Origin of the sequence: Tepidiphilus sp. J10, assembly GCF_006980785.1 — a bacterium.
GTDB classification, from domain to species: domain Bacteria; phylum Pseudomonadota; class Gammaproteobacteria; order Burkholderiales; family Rhodocyclaceae; genus Tepidiphilus; species Tepidiphilus olei.
This window is the reverse complement of record NZ_SBHP01000001.1, coordinates 325787-339481: the sequence shown is the minus strand read 5'-3', so window position 1 is coordinate 339481 and position 13695 is coordinate 325787. Positions and strand designations below refer to the sequence as shown.

The 13695-nt window shown below is 63.5% G+C and carries 16 protein-coding genes and 2 tRNA genes; 8 read left to right on the top strand and 10 right to left on the bottom strand.

Annotation, left to right across the window (positions count from 1 at the left end):
* Positions 1-37 precede the first annotated feature (37 nt).
* From EPD81_RS01675 to EPD81_RS01635, 9 genes are all read right to left on the bottom strand, one after another.
* Positions 38-415 carry a MerR family transcriptional regulator gene (locus EPD81_RS01675; protein WP_142803697.1) on the bottom strand — a complete coding sequence of 126 codons (378 nt, stop codon included), beginning with the start codon at positions 413-415 and terminating at the stop codon, positions 38-40.
* Complete coding sequence (locus tag EPD81_RS01670; RefSeq protein WP_142803696.1) at positions 396-707, bottom strand: integration host factor subunit alpha; 312 nt, start codon at positions 705-707, stop codon at positions 396-398. The genes EPD81_RS01675 and EPD81_RS01670 overlap by 20 nt, the downstream gene beginning before the upstream one ends.
* Positions 708-725: 18 nt before the next feature.
* Positions 726-3110, bottom strand: coding sequence for a phenylalanine--tRNA ligase subunit beta (gene pheT, locus EPD81_RS01665; protein ID WP_142803695.1), 2385 nt, complete (start codon positions 3108-3110; stop codon positions 726-728).
* An 11-nt stretch (positions 3111-3121) separates the two neighbouring features.
* Positions 3122-4153: a phenylalanine--tRNA ligase subunit alpha gene (gene pheS / locus EPD81_RS01660; protein ID WP_142803694.1), complete on the bottom strand. Its 1032-nt coding sequence runs from the start codon at positions 4151-4153 to the stop codon at positions 3122-3124.
* A gap of 67 nt (positions 4154-4220) precedes the next feature.
* Positions 4221-4580, bottom strand: a complete 360-nt coding sequence (gene rplT / locus EPD81_RS01655; protein WP_055424109.1) for a 50S ribosomal protein L20 — start codon at positions 4578-4580, stop codon at positions 4221-4223.
* Between the two features lie 12 nt (positions 4581-4592).
* Complete coding sequence (gene rpmI, locus EPD81_RS01650) at positions 4593-4790, bottom strand: 50S ribosomal protein L35 (protein WP_142803693.1); 198 nt, start codon at positions 4788-4790, stop codon at positions 4593-4595.
* 162 nt (positions 4791-4952) lie between these two features.
* Complete coding sequence (gene infC, locus EPD81_RS01645; protein WP_142803692.1) at positions 4953-5474, bottom strand: translation initiation factor IF-3; 522 nt, start codon at positions 5472-5474, stop codon at positions 4953-4955.
* 12 nt (positions 5475-5486) lie between these two features.
* Complete coding sequence (gene thrS, locus EPD81_RS01640; RefSeq protein WP_142803691.1) at positions 5487-7421, bottom strand: threonine--tRNA ligase; 1935 nt, start codon at positions 7419-7421, stop codon at positions 5487-5489.
* 124 nt (positions 7422-7545) lie between these two features.
* Positions 7546-7622, bottom strand: a tRNA-Val gene (locus EPD81_RS01635).
* A 120-nt stretch (positions 7623-7742) separates the two neighbouring features.
* Here EPD81_RS01635 and EPD81_RS01630 point away from each other — a divergent pair.
* The 3 genes from EPD81_RS01630 (at position 7743) to coq7 (ending at position 9682) form a co-directional block, all read left to right on the top strand.
* Positions 7743-7818: transfer RNA gene (locus EPD81_RS01630), tRNA-Asn, on the top strand.
* Positions 7819-8481: 663 nt separating this feature from the next.
* On the top strand, positions 8482-9051 hold the full coding sequence (locus EPD81_RS01625; protein WP_142803690.1) for an RNA pyrophosphohydrolase: 570 nt from the start codon (positions 8482-8484) through the stop codon (positions 9049-9051).
* Entirely contained in the window at positions 9041-9682 is a 642-nt protein-coding gene (gene coq7, locus EPD81_RS01620) for a 2-polyprenyl-3-methyl-6-methoxy-1,4-benzoquinone monooxygenase (RefSeq protein WP_142803689.1), read from the top strand. The genes EPD81_RS01625 and coq7 overlap by 11 nt, the downstream gene beginning before the upstream one ends.
* 19 nt (positions 9683-9701) lie before the next feature.
* Here the strand turns inward: coq7 and EPD81_RS01615 are convergent, their stop codons facing one another.
* Positions 9702-10121, bottom strand: coding sequence for an OsmC family protein (locus EPD81_RS01615; RefSeq protein WP_142803688.1), 420 nt, complete (start codon positions 10119-10121; stop codon positions 9702-9704).
* 331 nt (positions 10122-10452) lie between these two features.
* Here EPD81_RS01615 and rplM point away from each other — a divergent pair, with 331 nt between their 5' ends.
* The 5 genes from rplM (at position 10453) to EPD81_RS01590 (ending at position 13678) form a co-directional block, all read left to right on the top strand.
* The gene (gene rplM, locus EPD81_RS01610; protein ID WP_142803687.1) at positions 10453-10881 is read left to right on the top strand and encodes a 50S ribosomal protein L13; all 429 of its coding nucleotides are present in this window, start codon (positions 10453-10455) and stop codon (positions 10879-10881) included.
* A 10-nt stretch (positions 10882-10891) separates the two neighbouring features.
* On the top strand, positions 10892-11284 hold the full coding sequence (gene rpsI, locus EPD81_RS01605; RefSeq protein ID WP_142803686.1) for a 30S ribosomal protein S9: 393 nt from the start codon (positions 10892-10894) through the stop codon (positions 11282-11284).
* Positions 11285-11407: 123 nt separating this feature from the next.
* The gene (gene argC, locus EPD81_RS01600; protein ID WP_142803685.1) at positions 11408-12442 is read left to right on the top strand and encodes an N-acetyl-gamma-glutamyl-phosphate reductase; all 1035 of its coding nucleotides are present in this window, start codon (positions 11408-11410) and stop codon (positions 12440-12442) included.
* Positions 12443-12520: 78 nt separating this feature from the next.
* The gene (erpA, locus tag EPD81_RS01595; RefSeq protein WP_142803684.1) at positions 12521-12871 is read left to right on the top strand and encodes an iron-sulfur cluster insertion protein ErpA; all 351 of its coding nucleotides are present in this window, start codon (positions 12521-12523) and stop codon (positions 12869-12871) included.
* A gap of 39 nt (positions 12872-12910) precedes the next feature.
* Complete coding sequence (locus EPD81_RS01590; RefSeq protein WP_142803683.1) at positions 12911-13678, top strand: 3-hydroxyacyl-CoA dehydrogenase; 768 nt, start codon at positions 12911-12913, stop codon at positions 13676-13678.
* Positions 13679-13695 lie beyond the last annotated feature (17 nt).

The following is a 13695-nucleotide window of genomic DNA, read 5'->3' as shown; positions in this document are numbered from 1 at the left end:
ATGCTCGTGTTGCGCCGAACTTCTGGTGCGGAGGTCGTCAGCTGCGAAGTTGCGTCAACAGCGATTCGAGATCGGCGCGCACTTCTTGCACACGAGCGCGCAATCGGTCGTATTCGTTTTTTACCGCGGATTCCAGGAGGCGTTCTTCACCGAGGCGCTGGCGCGCTCCGGCGATGGTGTAGCCCTCGTCGTAGAGCAAGTGCCGGATACGCCGTACGAGCAGGACTTCGTGGTGTTGGTAGTAGCGTCGGTTGCCGGCGCGCTTGCTAGGTCGAAGTTGGGTAAATTCCTGCTCCCAGTAGCGCAGCACGTGGGGCTTGACGTCGCACAGCTGCGCCACTTCGCCGATCGTGAAGTAGCGCTTCGAGGGAATCGGCGGTAACGAGGTGCTGCCTTCAGCGGACTTCTTCTCCATGCGTGAGTTGCTCCACGGCGTGTTTGAGCTTTTGGCTGGCGTGGAAAGTTACCACCCGTCGCGGCGGAATGGGAACTTCTTCGCCGGTCTTGGGGTTGCGTCCGGGGCGCTGCGGTTTGTCGCGCAGCTCGAAGTTTCCGAATCCCGAGAGTTTAACCGTTTCGCCGCGTTCCAGCGCGGCTTCGATTTCGACGAAGAAGGCATCGACGAGCTCTTTTGCTTCCCGCTTGGAAAAACCGATGCGCTCGAAGAGGATGTCGGCAAGTTCAGCTTTGGTGAGTTGGGCGGTCATCTTTTTTCCCTTGCGTCGTCATTGGCGCAATCGCGCCCCGAAAGAGGCTTCTAGCCGGGCACAGAAGCGCTGCAGCAAGGCTTCGATCTCGTCGTCCGTGAGTGTGTGCTCGTCGTGCTGCAAGGTGAAGCGAAAGGCGAGGCTGCGCTTGCCCGGCTCGACCCCTTGCCCCTGATAGACGTCGAACAGCGTGATCTGACGCACCCAGGCAGGGGATTCGTCATGCAGCGCATCCAGCAGAGCCTGCGCCGGCACGTTCGCGTCGACCACGAAGGCGAGGTCACGCTGCACGACGGGTTGACGCGACACGGGAAGGTAGCGCGGCACGGGGCGCTGGCGGATTGCCTCGAGCGCGAGTTCGAAGAGCTGGGGCGCAGTGCCGAGCTCTAGCCGCTGTACCCATTCGGGGTGCAATTCGCCGATCCAGCCGATGGCTTGCCCTTCGATGAGCACGCGAGCGCTGCGGCCGGGATGCAACGCCGGGTGAGGAGCGGGCTCGAAACGGGGGGTGAGCGGCGCGAGGAGCGCTTCGAGGTCGCCCTTGAGATCGTAGAAGTCGACCGGGCGAGGAGAAGCCCCCCATTGCTCGGCCACGGCAGGGCCGGCAGCGAGCGCGGCGAGCCGCAGCGGTTGCGCGAAACCGGCGACGGTGGCACCGGCGGATTCGTCGCGCAGGAAGCATCGGCCGAGTTCGAAGAGGCGCACGCGCGCCTGCTGGCGCTTGCGGTTCGTCTGCAGTGCCTGCAGCAAGCCCGGCCAGAGGGAGCTGCGCATGGCGTTCATGTTGCTGGCGATCGGATTGGCGAGCAGGATCGGATCGTCGTTGGCCAGGAGCTCGCGCTCGAGCGCCTCGTCGATGAAGGCGTAGGTGATGACCTCATGATAATCGCGCAATACCAGGCGCGCGCGCACTTCCGCATTCGTCCGCTCGGCCTCGGGCGCGGGCAACGGCGCCATGGGTGCGAGCGGGGTGAGCGCCGGGATTTCGTCGTAGCCATGCAGGCGGGCGACTTCCTCGATCAGGTCCTCTTCGAGGGCGAGATCGAAACGCCAGCTCGGGGCCTGGGCGACGATCGCGCCTCCTTCTTCCCGTACGTCGAGGAAATCGCGGCGCAGCAGGGAGACGACACGCTGCGGCGCCACGGGAATGCCCAGTACGGCAGGGACTTTCTCGGGTCGCAACCGGATGGGGTCGCGGCGCGGCAGGTGTTCGGGGGCGACGGCCTCGTCGATGGGGCCGGCCGAGCCGCCAGCCAATTCGAGCACGAGGGCGGTGGCGCGCTCGAGGGCGCGGCGCGGCAGTTCGGGATCGACGCCGCGCTCGAATCGATGCGAGGCTTCCGAGACGAACCCATAACGACGCGCCCGACCGGCGATGGCGGCAGGGGCAAAGAAGGCGCTCTCGAGGAAGACGTCGGTGGTGTCGAGCGTGATACCGCTGCCCTCGCCGCCCATGATGCCGGCCATCGCCAAGGGACCGCCCTCGTCGGCGATGACGAGCACGTCGGGCGCGAGCGTGATGCGCTGCTCGTTCAAAAGCGCCAGCGTCTCATCCGACCGAGCCCAGCGCACGGTGATGCCGCCCTGCAATTTCGCCTCGTCGAAGGCGTGCAGCGGCTGGCCGAGCTCGAGCATCACGTAATTGGTGATGTCGACGAGCAAATGGATGGCGCGTACGCCGCTGCGTTCGAGCCGGCGGCGCATCCATTCGGGGGTCGGGCGCTTGGCATCGACCCCCCGGATCACCCGACCGAGATAGCGCGGGCAGGCTTCGGGAGCGGCGAGCCGGATGGAACGGACGGCGTCCAGCGTTGCGGCGACCGGATCGATGCGCGGCGGATGCAGGGGCGCCTCGGTGAGCGCCGAAACCTCGCGCGCGATCCCCAGGATGCTGAGGCAGTCGGCACGGTTCGGTGTGAGCGAGACATCGAAGACGGCCTCGTCGAGTTCGAGCACCTGGCGGACATCGGCGCCGACGGGCAGGGCAGGATCGAGTTCGAGCAGGCCCGAGTGGTCTTCGCTCAAACCCAGCTCGCGCGCCGAGCACAGCATGCCTTGCGATTCGACGCCGCGCAGCTTGGCGCGTTTGATCGCCAGCCCGCCCGGCAATTGCGCACCGACGAGGGCGCAGGGCACGACGATGCCAGCGCGGGCGTTGGGCGCGCCGCAGACGATCTGCAGAGGGGATTCGCCCCCCGCATCGACTTGGCACACGCGCAGCTTGTCGGCGTTGGGATGCGGTTCGGCACTCAGAATCCGGGCCGTGACGACCCCGATGAAAGGCGGCGCGGCGGGCTCGAGCGATTCGAGTTCGAGCCCGGCCATGGTGAGCCGCTCGCCGAGTTCCTCCGCCGAGAGAGGGGGGTCACAGAATTCGCGCAGCCAGCGTTCGGGAAACTTCATGATGGGCCTCTTTAGCGGAATTGCGCGAGGAAGCGCAGGTCGCTCTCGAAGAAGAGCCGCAGATCGTTGATGCCGTAGCGCAGCATGGTGAGGCGATCGAGCCCCATGCCGAAGGCAAAGCCGCGCACCGCCTCGGGATCGAAACCGCCGTTACGCAGCACTTGGGGATGCACCATGCCGCAGCCGGCGATCTCGAGCCAACGGCCCTCGAGCGCGCCGCTCGTGAAGCGCACGTCGATCTCGGCGCTGGGTTCGGTGAAGGGGAAGAAAGAAGGGCGAAAGCGCACGGCGAGCGCATCGGTCTCGAAGAAGGCGCGCAGAAAAGAGGCAATGATCCCCTTGAGGTGGGCGAACGCGACGTCCCGACCGACCCACAGCCCCTCGAGCTGGTGGAACATGGGGGAATGGGTGGCGTCGGAGTCGACGCGATAGACCCGCCCGGGGACGATGACGCGCAGATCGGGCATCGACGCCGCCTCGCGGTGGCGTGCGGTGTGCTCGAGCATGGCGCGGATCTGCACGGGACTGGTGTGCGTGCGCAGCACGACGTCGTCGCGCCCTTGCAGATAGAAGGTATCGTGCATGGAACGCGCCGGGTGATCCGCCGGCGTGTTGAGGGCGGTGAAGTTGTGCCAGTCGGTCTCGATCTCGGGGCCATCGACGGAAGAAAAGCCCATCGAACGAAAGAGCGCCTCGACGCGCTCCAGGGTGCGCGTGACCGGGTGCAGACCGCCGATACTCCCATTGCGCCCCGGCAAGGTCACGTCGAGCGCCTGGGCGGCGAGCTGGGCTTCGAGCCGACGCCGGGCGAGCGCCTCACGCGCCTCCTCCAGCAGGGTCTCGATTTGCGCCTTGGCCCGGTTGATCGCCGCCCCGGCGCGCTTGCGCTCGTCCAGAGGGAGATTTGCCAGGCTCTTGAGCGCCTCGGTGACGACGCCCGCCTTGCCGAGGAAACGCGCCTTGACGCGCTCCAACTCGGCCGGATCGGTCGCGGCGGCAAATGCCTGCCGCGCCGCTTCCACCAAGCCATCCGGATCGATCATCGCTTGCTCCTGCTGCAAAAGTAAAAAAGGAGGCAAGCGCCTCCTTTTTGCTGCCGTCTTCGTGGGCTCAGGCGGAGAGCTGGGCGCGCGCCCGTTCGACCAGGGCGGCAAAGGCCGGTTTGTCGAACACGGCCAGGTCGGCGAGCACCTTGCGGTCGACCTCGACGCTGGCTTTCTTGAGCCCGTTCATGAAGGCGCTGTAGGTGAGGCCGCATTCGCGCGCGGCGGCGTTGATGCGGGCGATCCACAGGGCGCGGAACTGACGCTTGCGCTGGCGCCGGTCGCGATAGGCATATTGGCCGGCCTTCATCACCGCCTCTTTGGCGATGCGGTAGACGTTCTTGCGGCGGCCGCGATAACCTTTGGCGAGCGCTAGGACTTTCTTGTGGCGGGCACGGGCGGTGACACCACGTTTGACGCGAGGCATATCGTTCTCCTATCAGGCGTAAGGCATCATCTTCTTGACGAGAGGCAGGTCGCTCGGATGCACCTCGACCATGCCTCGCAGCTGACGCTTGCGCTTGGGGCTTTTCTTCGTCAGGATGTGGCGTTTGAACGCCTGGGAACGCTTGATACTGCCGCTCGAGCGCACTTTGAAACGCTTGGCGGCCCCGCTCTTGGTTTTCATCTTGGGCATGAAGGCTCTCCTATGACATGACGCCAGGCAGCCCCCGGCGGAGGCATTTGTGGGCCCGACTTCACTTGTCGCGTACCGCGGCCGAACCGCCGCGGCGCTTTTCCCCGCCGCAGCGGCGAGAAAGTTTCTATTTTACCGCGAATCGCCGCGCAAGACCATCATCTATTTGCTTTTCTTCGGTGCGATGATCATCACCATCTGCCGCCCCTCGAGCCGGGGCATCTGCTCGACGACGCCGACGTCGGCCAGATCTTCGCGAACGCGCTCGAGCTGGCGCATGCCCAGTTCCTGGTGCGACAGCTCCCGGCCACGGAAGCGCAAGGTCACTTTGGCCTTGTCCCCTTCTTCGAGAAAACGGCGCAAATTGCGCAGCTTGATCTGGTAGTCGTTCTCGTCGGTTCCCGGTCGCAGCTTGATTTCCTTGACCTGGATCTGTTTCTGCTTGAGCCGGGCTTCGTGCGCTTTTTTCTGTTCCTGGTAACGGTACTTGCCGTAGTCCATCACCTTGCACACGGGCGGATTGGCCATGGGGGCGATCTCGACGAGATCGAGCCCCGCTTCCTCGGCCACCGCCAGCGCTTTGGCAAGCGACACGATACCCAACTGCTCTCCGTCCTCTCCGATCAATCGAACTTGCGGCGCGTCGATTTCCTCATTGACGCGCACTTTCTTTTCCTGTGCGATGGTCTTGCTCTCCTATGTCTGGCTGGACGCGGGGGCCGGCAATTTGCGCTCGATCTCCTCGCGCAGGCGCGCGACGAAATCATCCAATGGCATCGCACCGAGATTGATGCCACCGCGGGCGCGGACTGCCACCCCACCCGATTCCCGCTCCTGATCGCCGACGACGAGCAGGTAAGGGATCTTGTGCACACTGTGCTCGCGGATTTTATAGTTTATCTTTTCGTTGCGCAAATCGGTCTCGACGCGAAAGCCCTGACGGCGCAGAGCATCGGCCACTTGTCGCGCATAGTCGGCGTGACGCTCGGCGATACTCAGCACTACGGCCTGCACCGGGGCGAGCCAGGCGGGCAGCGCTCCGGCGTAGTGCTCGATGAGGATGCCCGTGAAGCGCTCGAGCGAGCCGAAGAGCGCCCGATGCAGCATCACGGGTCGTTTACGGGTATTGTCCTCGGCCACGTAGCTGAGATCGAAACGCTCGGGCAGGTTCATGTCGACTTGCAAGGTGCCGCACTGCCAGTCGCGCCCGATGGCATCGCGCAGCACGAATTCGAGCTTGGGCCCGTAGAAAGCGCCCTCACCGGGGAAGAGCTCATAGCTCATGCCCATGGATTCGAGCGCCTGCGCGAGCGCCCCTTCGAGCCGATCCCAGATCTCGTCGCTGCCGATGCGGTGCTCGGGACGGGTGGAGAGCTTGACCCGCACCTGCTCGAAGCCGAAGTCCTTGTAGATGTCCATGATGAGGCGCACGACGGTGCGGCACTCTTCTTCCATCTGCTCGGGGGTGCAGAAGATGTGCGCATCGTCTTGCGTGAAGTGGCGCACCCGCAGCAGCCCATGCAGGGCACCGGAGGGTTCGTAGCGATGCACTTTGCCGAACTCGGCCATGCGCAAGGGCAGATCGCGGTAGCTGTGCAGCCCATGCTTGAACATGGTCACCGCCCCGGGACAGTTCATGGGCTTCAAGGCGAAGACGCGACCATCCTCGGTCTGGGTGGTGAACATGTGGTCGCGATAGTTCTGCCAATGCCCGGAGAGCTCCCACAGCGAGCGGTCCATGACGTCGGGGGTGTTCACCTCGACATAGCCGGCCGCCTCCTGACGCGCGCGCATGTACTGGATGAGGGTTTGGAAGATGCGCCACCCCTTGGGATGCCAGAAGACGGCACCCGGGGCGGCCTCTTCGAAATGGAAGAGATCGAGCTGCTGGCCGAGCCGGCGATGATCGCGTTTCTCGGCCTCCTCGAGCATGGTCAGATAGGCTTGGAGTGATTTTTCGTCGGGCCAGGCAGTGCCGTAGATGCGCTGCAGTTGTTCGTTGCGCGCATCGCCCCGCCAATAAGCGCCAGCGACCTTGGTGAGCTTGAAAGCCCGGAGTTTGTCGGTGGAGGGGACGTGCGGACCGCGACACAAGTCGATGAAGTCACCCTGCCGATAGAGGGAGATGGTCTCTCCTTCGGGGATGGAGGCGATGATCTCGGCCTTGTAGTGCTCCCCGAGGGATTTGAAGAATTCGATCGCCTTGTCCCGCGGCCACTCCTCGCGCACGACGGGGATGGCCTGCGCCGCGAGCTCGCGCATGCGCGCTTCGATGCGCTGCAGATCTTCGGGGGTGAAGGGGCGATCGTAGGCAAAATCATAATAGAAGCCATTTTCGATCACCGGCCCGATCGTCACCTGAGCCTCGGGGAAGAGCTCCTTGACGGCATGCGCGAGCAAATGTGCCGTCGAGTGGCGCAGGATCTCCAAACCTTCGGGACTGCGATCGGTGATGATCTCGACACGGGCATCCCGTTCGATACGGTGCGACAGATCGACCAGGCGCCCGTCGACCTTGCCGGCAAGCGCAGCCTTGGCCAGGCCCGGGCCGATCGATTCGGCCACTTCGCGTACCGTTACCGGCGAAGGGAATTCTTTGACGGAGCCATCGGGCAGAGTGATTCGAATCATGTCAGGTCTCGCAGGCAAAAAAAATGCGGCCACCGGGCCGCATTTCTGGACAGGAGCTTCTTCCCCGGTGAGGCGGTCAGGAAGAGCGCGGGGTAGTTCGACTCATGGAAGACTCCTGGATATCTGGTAGGCGCGATTGGACTCGAACCAACGACCCCCACCATGTCAAGGTGGTGCTCTAACCAACTGAGCTACGCGCCTGCAGAACGTGAATTATAGCTTTGGAAACGCACCTGTCAAGGGGGCTCGTAAGGGATGCATCCGTAAGATGTGCGATTTGCTTGACACTGGCAGACTGTTCGCTATAATTCGAAGCTCTTTTCCCCGATAGCTCAGTCGGTAGAGCAACGGACTGTTAATCCGTGGGTCGCAGGTTCGAGCCCTGCTCGGGGAGCCAACGGATTCCATCATGACCTTTGCTGGGTGAAATAGGCCGGCATGTTTTGGATGGCCTGGATCGCTCCAATGGTCGTTGCGCGCGGAAATCGTAGCCTCTTAGCGAAGATCGTGCGGCTTTCATGCTTTCGCACGCCTTCTTTGGCCGGCTGCTTCGGGCAACGGATACGCGGGTCTGCGAGTCGAGCTTCAGAAGAGATCGTTTTGATGATCGGTATCGTGTCGGGGTGGGTCTCCGTCGATGGCAAGGCGGTCTGTGGCTCGAAGGATGGCCGTCATACTCGCCTCCAAGGCGGTGGCCGATGCTCAGGGTATCGCCATGCGGTCGCTGGGGGCGAGAATCGCTTGCATTGAATCCCGGATGTCACGTTGTTTCGCGAGGATGACCGTCGTGTTTGCAAGGGTCGTGCCTCACAGAATCCGTCGGCCGTGCGAAAACCGGCTCTCGCCCTCCTGCGCACCGATCCGGCCTGTACCCCAAACGCAGCCTGTGCTCCCGGCGAAAAACCTCTGAACGGATTCCCGCGTACCGTACTTCATTGCGCAAACTCCCCCTTGGGTAAAAGCGATTGCCTTGTTGCGAGGGGAAGGGTGGTGCGGTGTCCCTTTTCTTGATGGCCTCGTTATGGAACAATAGCAGCAACGAAGAATCGAGGAAACGACCATGCTCGACCGGGAAGGGTATCGCCCGAACGTCGGCATCGTGCTCGTCAACGCGCGCAATGAGGTGTTCTGGGGCAAACGTATACGCGAACATTCCTGGCAGTTTCCACAAGGCGGGATCAAAAAAGGGGAAACGCCGGAAGAGGCGATGTACCGCGAGCTGCACGAAGAGGTTGGTCTGCTGCCGCAGCACGTCCGCATCCTTGGACGCACGCGCGATTGGCTGCGCTATGATGTACCACGGCGCTGGGTGAAGCGCCAGTGGCGTAACGTCTATCGCGGGCAGAAGCAGATCTGGTTCCTGCTGCGTCTCGTGGGGCGGGATTCCGACGTCTGTCTGCGCGCAACCGCGCACCCCGAGTTCGACGCCTGGCGCTGGGCGCAGTACTGGGTGCCGCTCGATGCGGTGATCGCTTTCAAACGCCGCGTCTACCAGCTTGCCCTCATCGAATTGTCGCGCTATCTCGACGTGCCGCCGCCGCACACTCAGCCGCAGTACCGTGAATTGATCGAGGAGATCCCCCCCGATTTTCCCGTGGTTTCAGCGCTGGAGGAACGACATGGACGCTGAGCGGCTCGATGCGCTCGACCGGGCGATCGTCGAATTCGATCGCGCCCTGCGCACCGTTTTTGCCCCGGCAAGGGGTGCGCGGCCGATGCCCGGGGCCGACCTGCCGGGTGGTCCGCTCGACGAGGCACAGCGCCGGCACGTGGAAGGCCTGCTGCGAGTGGATCACACCGGCGAGATCTGCGCCCAAGCACTCTACCAGGGGCAGGCGCTCACCAGTCGCGACCCGTCGATCCGCGAGGCGTTGCGCCGCGCTTCCGACGAGGAGGTCGACCACCTCGCCTGGACCGAGGCGCGTCTGCACGAGCTCGGCGGGCGAACCAGCCTGCTCGATCCCTTGTGGTATCTGGGTTCCCTGGCGATCGGCGTGGCGGCGGGGGCGGCGGGGGACGACTGGAATCTCGGCTTTCTCGCCGAGACCGAGCGCCAGGTCGAGCGTCATCTCGAAGGGCATCTGCAGGCGCTGCCGGCAGAGGATCGGCGCAGTCGCGCCATTCTCGAACAGATGAAGGAAGATGAGACGGGGCATGCTCGACTCGCCGAGTCATTGGGTGCGCGACCGCTGCCGGCGCCGGTGCGAGGGGCCATGCGGCTCGCTTCCAAAGTGATGACGACGCTCGCCTACCGCCTCTGACCTGCCGTCTCGGGGTGGTTCACCCCTCCTCGACGATTTCCCAAGTGTGCTCGAGTTCGGCGGTCTTGCCGAGCATGATCGAGGCCGAGCAGTATTTTTCCGCCGACAGCCGGACTGCTCGTGCCACACGCGCCTCGTCCAGTCCGCGGCCGCGCACGACGTAATGGAAACGGATGCGGGTGAATACCTTGGGGTCGGTGGGAGCGCGTTCGGCCTCGAGCCGTACTTCGCAGCCTTTCACGGCCTGCCGTCCTTTCTCCAGGATCATCACGATGTCGAAGGCGGTGCAGCCGCCAGCGCCGGCGAGCAGCAGCTCCATGGGGCGTGGCGCGAGATTGCGGCCGCCTGCCTCCGGGGCTCCGTCCATCGCCACCAAATGTCCCGATCCTGTTTCTGCCAGAAACGTGCGGCCCTCGATCCAGCGAACCGTGCATTCCATGTTGATCTTCCCTCGTGGTTGGCGCAATGCAGAATTGTAGGGGATTTGCGGATAAACGAGTTTGATTTTGCGATCTAAAAGTTTATTGTGCAGTGCGCCATTTTTTTCTTGCTTTTTTTGCCGGGTGTCACTAGTATACGCAGCAACGGATCACGACTCGTGTGGTTCGACCGGTGTCTCCTCCACCCTCCTCCTTTGGTGTGGATTGAACGCCGCCTCTTCGAGGCGGCGTTTTTTTTCGGCTCGAGATTGACAAAGGCGCTGCTTTTACGCTAACATCCCCTGCTTTCCAGAAGGGCCGGACTCGGGCCTGAGATGATCGAGGATACGCATGAAAACGTTCTCCGCCAAGCCACACGAAGTCAAGCGTGACTGGTTCGTCGTCGATGCGTCGGGTAAGGTACTGGGTCGGCTCGCGGCCGAGATCGCCCGCCGTTTGCGCGGCAAGCACAAGGCGATCTATACGCCCCACGTCGATACCGGTGATTACATCGTCGTCGTCAACGTCGATAAGATTCGTGTCACGGGCAACAAAGCTGCCGACAAGAAATACTACCGCCATTCCGGCTATCCGGGCGGTATCTACGAGACCACGTTCGAGAAACTGCTGCAGCGCCATCCCGAGCGTGTGCTCGAGAAGGCGGTCAAGGGTATGCTGCCCAAAGGGCCACTCGGCTATGCGATGCTGAAAAAGCTCAAGTGCTACGCCGGCGCCGAGCATCCCCATGCCGCGCAGCAGCCCAAAGTGCTGGAAATCTGAGGAGTCAGTGATGGCGGTGTCGTACAATTACGGAACGGGGCGGCGCAAGGAAGCGGTTGCTCGTGTGTTCATCAAGCCGGGCTCCGGCAACATCGTGGTCAATGGTAAGCCGCTCGACGAATTTTTTTCTCGCGAGACGGGGCGCATGATCGTACGGCAGCCGCTGCGCCTGCTCGAAGTCGAGAATCGCTTCGACATCATGGTCAACGTCGACGGCGGCGGTGAATCCGGTCAGGCCGGCGCGGTGCGCCATGGCATCACCCGGGCGCTCATCGACTACAATCCCGAGTGGAAGGCGCAGCTGCGGGCGGCCGGTTTTGTCACTCGCGACGCGCGTGAGGTCGAACGGAAGAAAGTCGGTCTGCGCAAAGCCCGTCGCGCCAAGCAGTTCTCCAAACGCTGATCGTTTTCGTCCGGGCAGCATTCTGCAAAGCCACCCTCGAGGTGGCTTTTGCCGTTTCATCGCGCTCGATTTTCGGCGTTCTCGGGCGATAATTGCACGCTGTGATCTCAAGGAGGCGAAACGATGATCAAGGTTGGCGTGGTCGGTGGCACAGGTTATACGGGGGTGGAGTTGTTGCGTCTGCTCAGCCGCCATCCCGAGGTGTCGCTCGAGGCGATCACCTCGCGCACCGAGGCCGGCATGCCGGTGTCCGAGATGTTTCCCAGCCTGCGGGGTCACGTGAATTTGCGTTTCTCGACGCCGGACGAGGCAAGACTCGATCGTTGCGACCTCGTCTTCTTTGCCACCCCGAATGGCGTGGCCATGAAAGAGGCACGGCGGCTGTTGGACGCCGGGGTGCGCCTCATCGACCTCTCGGCCGATTTTCGCCTGGCCGATGCCGACCAATGGGAGCGCTGGTATGGCATGACGCACGCTGCGCCCGAACTCCTCGAGGAAGCCGTCTACGGTTTGCCGGAAGTTGAGCGCGAGGCGATCGCCCGGGCGCGTCTGGTGGCCAACCCCGGTTGCTATCCCACGGCGGTGCAACTCGGCTTTCTGCCGCTGCTCGAGGTGAATGCCGTGGCCCGTGACTGGCTGGTGGCCGATTGCAAGTCTGGCGTCTCCGGCGCCGGGCGCAAGGCCGAAGTCCATACGCTCTTTGCCGAAGCGGCGGACAACTTCAAGGCCTATGGGGTGGCCGGGCATCGCCATCTGCCCGAGATTCGGCAGGGGCTGCAGCGCATCGCCCGCGGCCTGCCGGTGGAATTGACCTTCGTGCCGCACCTCACGCCCATGATCCGCGGCATCCATGCCACTCTCTATGCGCGGCTCACCAATCCATCGCTCGACGTGCAATCGCTCTTCGCCGAGCGTTATGCCGGAGAGCCCTTCGTGGACGTGCTGCCGGCGGGTTCGCATCCGGAGACGCGTTCGGTGCGTGCGAGCAACGTGTGCCGCATCGCCGTCCATCGGCCTCAGGGGGGCGAGATCGTCGTCGTTCTTTCCGTGATCGACAATCTCGTGAAAGGTGCGGCGGGGCAGGCGGTGCAGAACATGAACCTGATGTTCGGTTTTCCGGAGACCACGGGGCTGGACCTCGTGCCGGTGAGCCCTTGAACTCACGGGAACGGCGAGCGCCCTTTCCGGTCCATAACCACGTCGCCTCTGCGACGACCCTGACGAGGAGCCCATATCATGACGACCGAAACCCAGACCGACGACGTACTCGTTTTTACCGACAGTGCCGCCGCCAAGGTCCGCGAGCTGATCGAAGAAGAGGGTAATCCGGCGCTCAAGCTGCGCGTGTTCGTGACCGGCGGTGGCTGTTCCGGATTTCAGTACGGTTTCACCTTCGACGAGGAAGTGGCCGAAGACGATGCCGTGATCGAAAAGGGCGGAGTGACGCTGCTCATCGATTCCATGAGTTACCAATATCTGGTCGGCGCCGAGATCGACTACGTGGAAGGGATCGAGGGGGCCCAGTTCGTGATCCGCAACCCCAATGCGACCACCACCTGCGGCTGCGGGCAGTCTTTCTCTGTGTAAGGCACGAGGCAAGAATCGACGAACGATGAAGGGGGAGCGATGCAGATCGAAGGAGGAGTGTTTCTCATCACCGGCGGCGCCTCCGGGCTGGGGGCGGCCACGGCTCGCATGGTCGTGACTGGCGGCGGCAGGGCCGTACTTGCTGATCAAGACGAGGCGAAGGGTGCGGCGCTGGCTGCCGAGCTGGGCAGTAACGCGCATTTCGTGCGCACCGACGTCACCGACGAAGCGAGTGCGCAAGCGGCCGTGGCTGCCGCAGTGGAACGATTCGGCCGGCTCGACGTGCTGGTCAATTGCGCCGGCGTCGCTCCGGCCGAGAAGATCGTCGGCAAGGAAGGGCCACACCGGCTGGATTCGTTCGCCCGAACGATCCAGATCAACCTCATCGGCACCTTCAACCTGATGCGCTTGGCCGCTGCCCGCATGAGTGCCAACGAACCCAACGCCGAGGGAGAGCGCGGCGTCATCGTCAACACGGCCTCCGTGGCCGCTTTCGACGGTCAGATCGGACAGGCGGCCTATGCCGCCTCGAAGGGAGGGGTGGTATCGCTCACCTTGCCTGCGGCGCGTGAATTGGCCCGCTGGGGGATTCGGGTGATGGCCATCGCGCCGGGAATCATGGAAACGCCCATGTTGCTAGGGATGCCAGCCGAAGTGCAGGAGTCCTTGGGCAAGATGGTGCCCTTCCCGCCGCGCATGGGGCGTCCGGCCGAATATGCTGCTTTGGTGCGGCACATCGTCGAGAACGTCTATCTCAATGGAGAAGTGATCCGCCTCGACGGCGCCATTCGCATGGGGGCAAAGTGAGCCGCGGCGGAGACGAA

Coding starts and splice junctions, on each gene's coding strand:
- rplT (WP_055424109.1), bottom strand. CDS start 4,580: ATGCCTCGCGTCAAACGTGGTGTCACCGCCCGTGCCCGCCACAAGAAA.
- erpA (WP_142803684.1), top strand. CDS start 12,521: ATGACGACCGAAACCCAGACCGACGACGTACTCGTTTTTACCGACAGT.
- EPD81_RS01675 (WP_142803697.1), bottom strand. CDS start 415: ATGGAGAAGAAGTCCGCTGAAGGCAGCACCTCGTTACCGCCGATTCCC.
- pheS (WP_142803694.1), bottom strand. CDS start 4,153: ATGATCGATCCGGATGGCTTGGTGGAAGCGGCGCGGCAGGCATTTGCC.
- EPD81_RS01615 (WP_142803688.1), bottom strand. CDS start 10,121: ATGGAATGCACGGTTCGCTGGATCGAGGGCCGCACGTTTCTGGCAGAA.
- argC (WP_142803685.1), top strand. CDS start 11,408: ATGATCAAGGTTGGCGTGGTCGGTGGCACAGGTTATACGGGGGTGGAG.
- EPD81_RS01670 (WP_142803696.1), bottom strand. CDS start 707: ATGACCGCCCAACTCACCAAAGCTGAACTTGCCGACATCCTCTTCGAG.
- EPD81_RS01590 (WP_142803683.1), top strand. CDS start 12,911: ATGCAGATCGAAGGAGGAGTGTTTCTCATCACCGGCGGCGCCTCCGGG.
- coq7 (WP_142803689.1), top strand. CDS start 9,041: ATGGACGCTGAGCGGCTCGATGCGCTCGACCGGGCGATCGTCGAATTC.
- pheT (WP_142803695.1), bottom strand. CDS start 3,110: ATGAAGTTTCCCGAACGCTGGCTGCGCGAATTCTGTGACCCCCCTCTC.
- thrS (WP_142803691.1), bottom strand. CDS start 7,421: ATGATTCGAATCACTCTGCCCGATGGCTCCGTCAAAGAATTCCCTTCG.
- EPD81_RS01625 (WP_142803690.1), top strand. CDS start 8,482: ATGCTCGACCGGGAAGGGTATCGCCCGAACGTCGGCATCGTGCTCGTC.
- rpsI (WP_142803686.1), top strand. CDS start 10,892: ATGGCGGTGTCGTACAATTACGGAACGGGGCGGCGCAAGGAAGCGGTT.
- rplM (WP_142803687.1), top strand. CDS start 10,453: ATGAAAACGTTCTCCGCCAAGCCACACGAAGTCAAGCGTGACTGGTTC.
- rpmI (WP_142803693.1), bottom strand. CDS start 4,790: ATGCCCAAGATGAAAACCAAGAGCGGGGCCGCCAAGCGTTTCAAAGTG.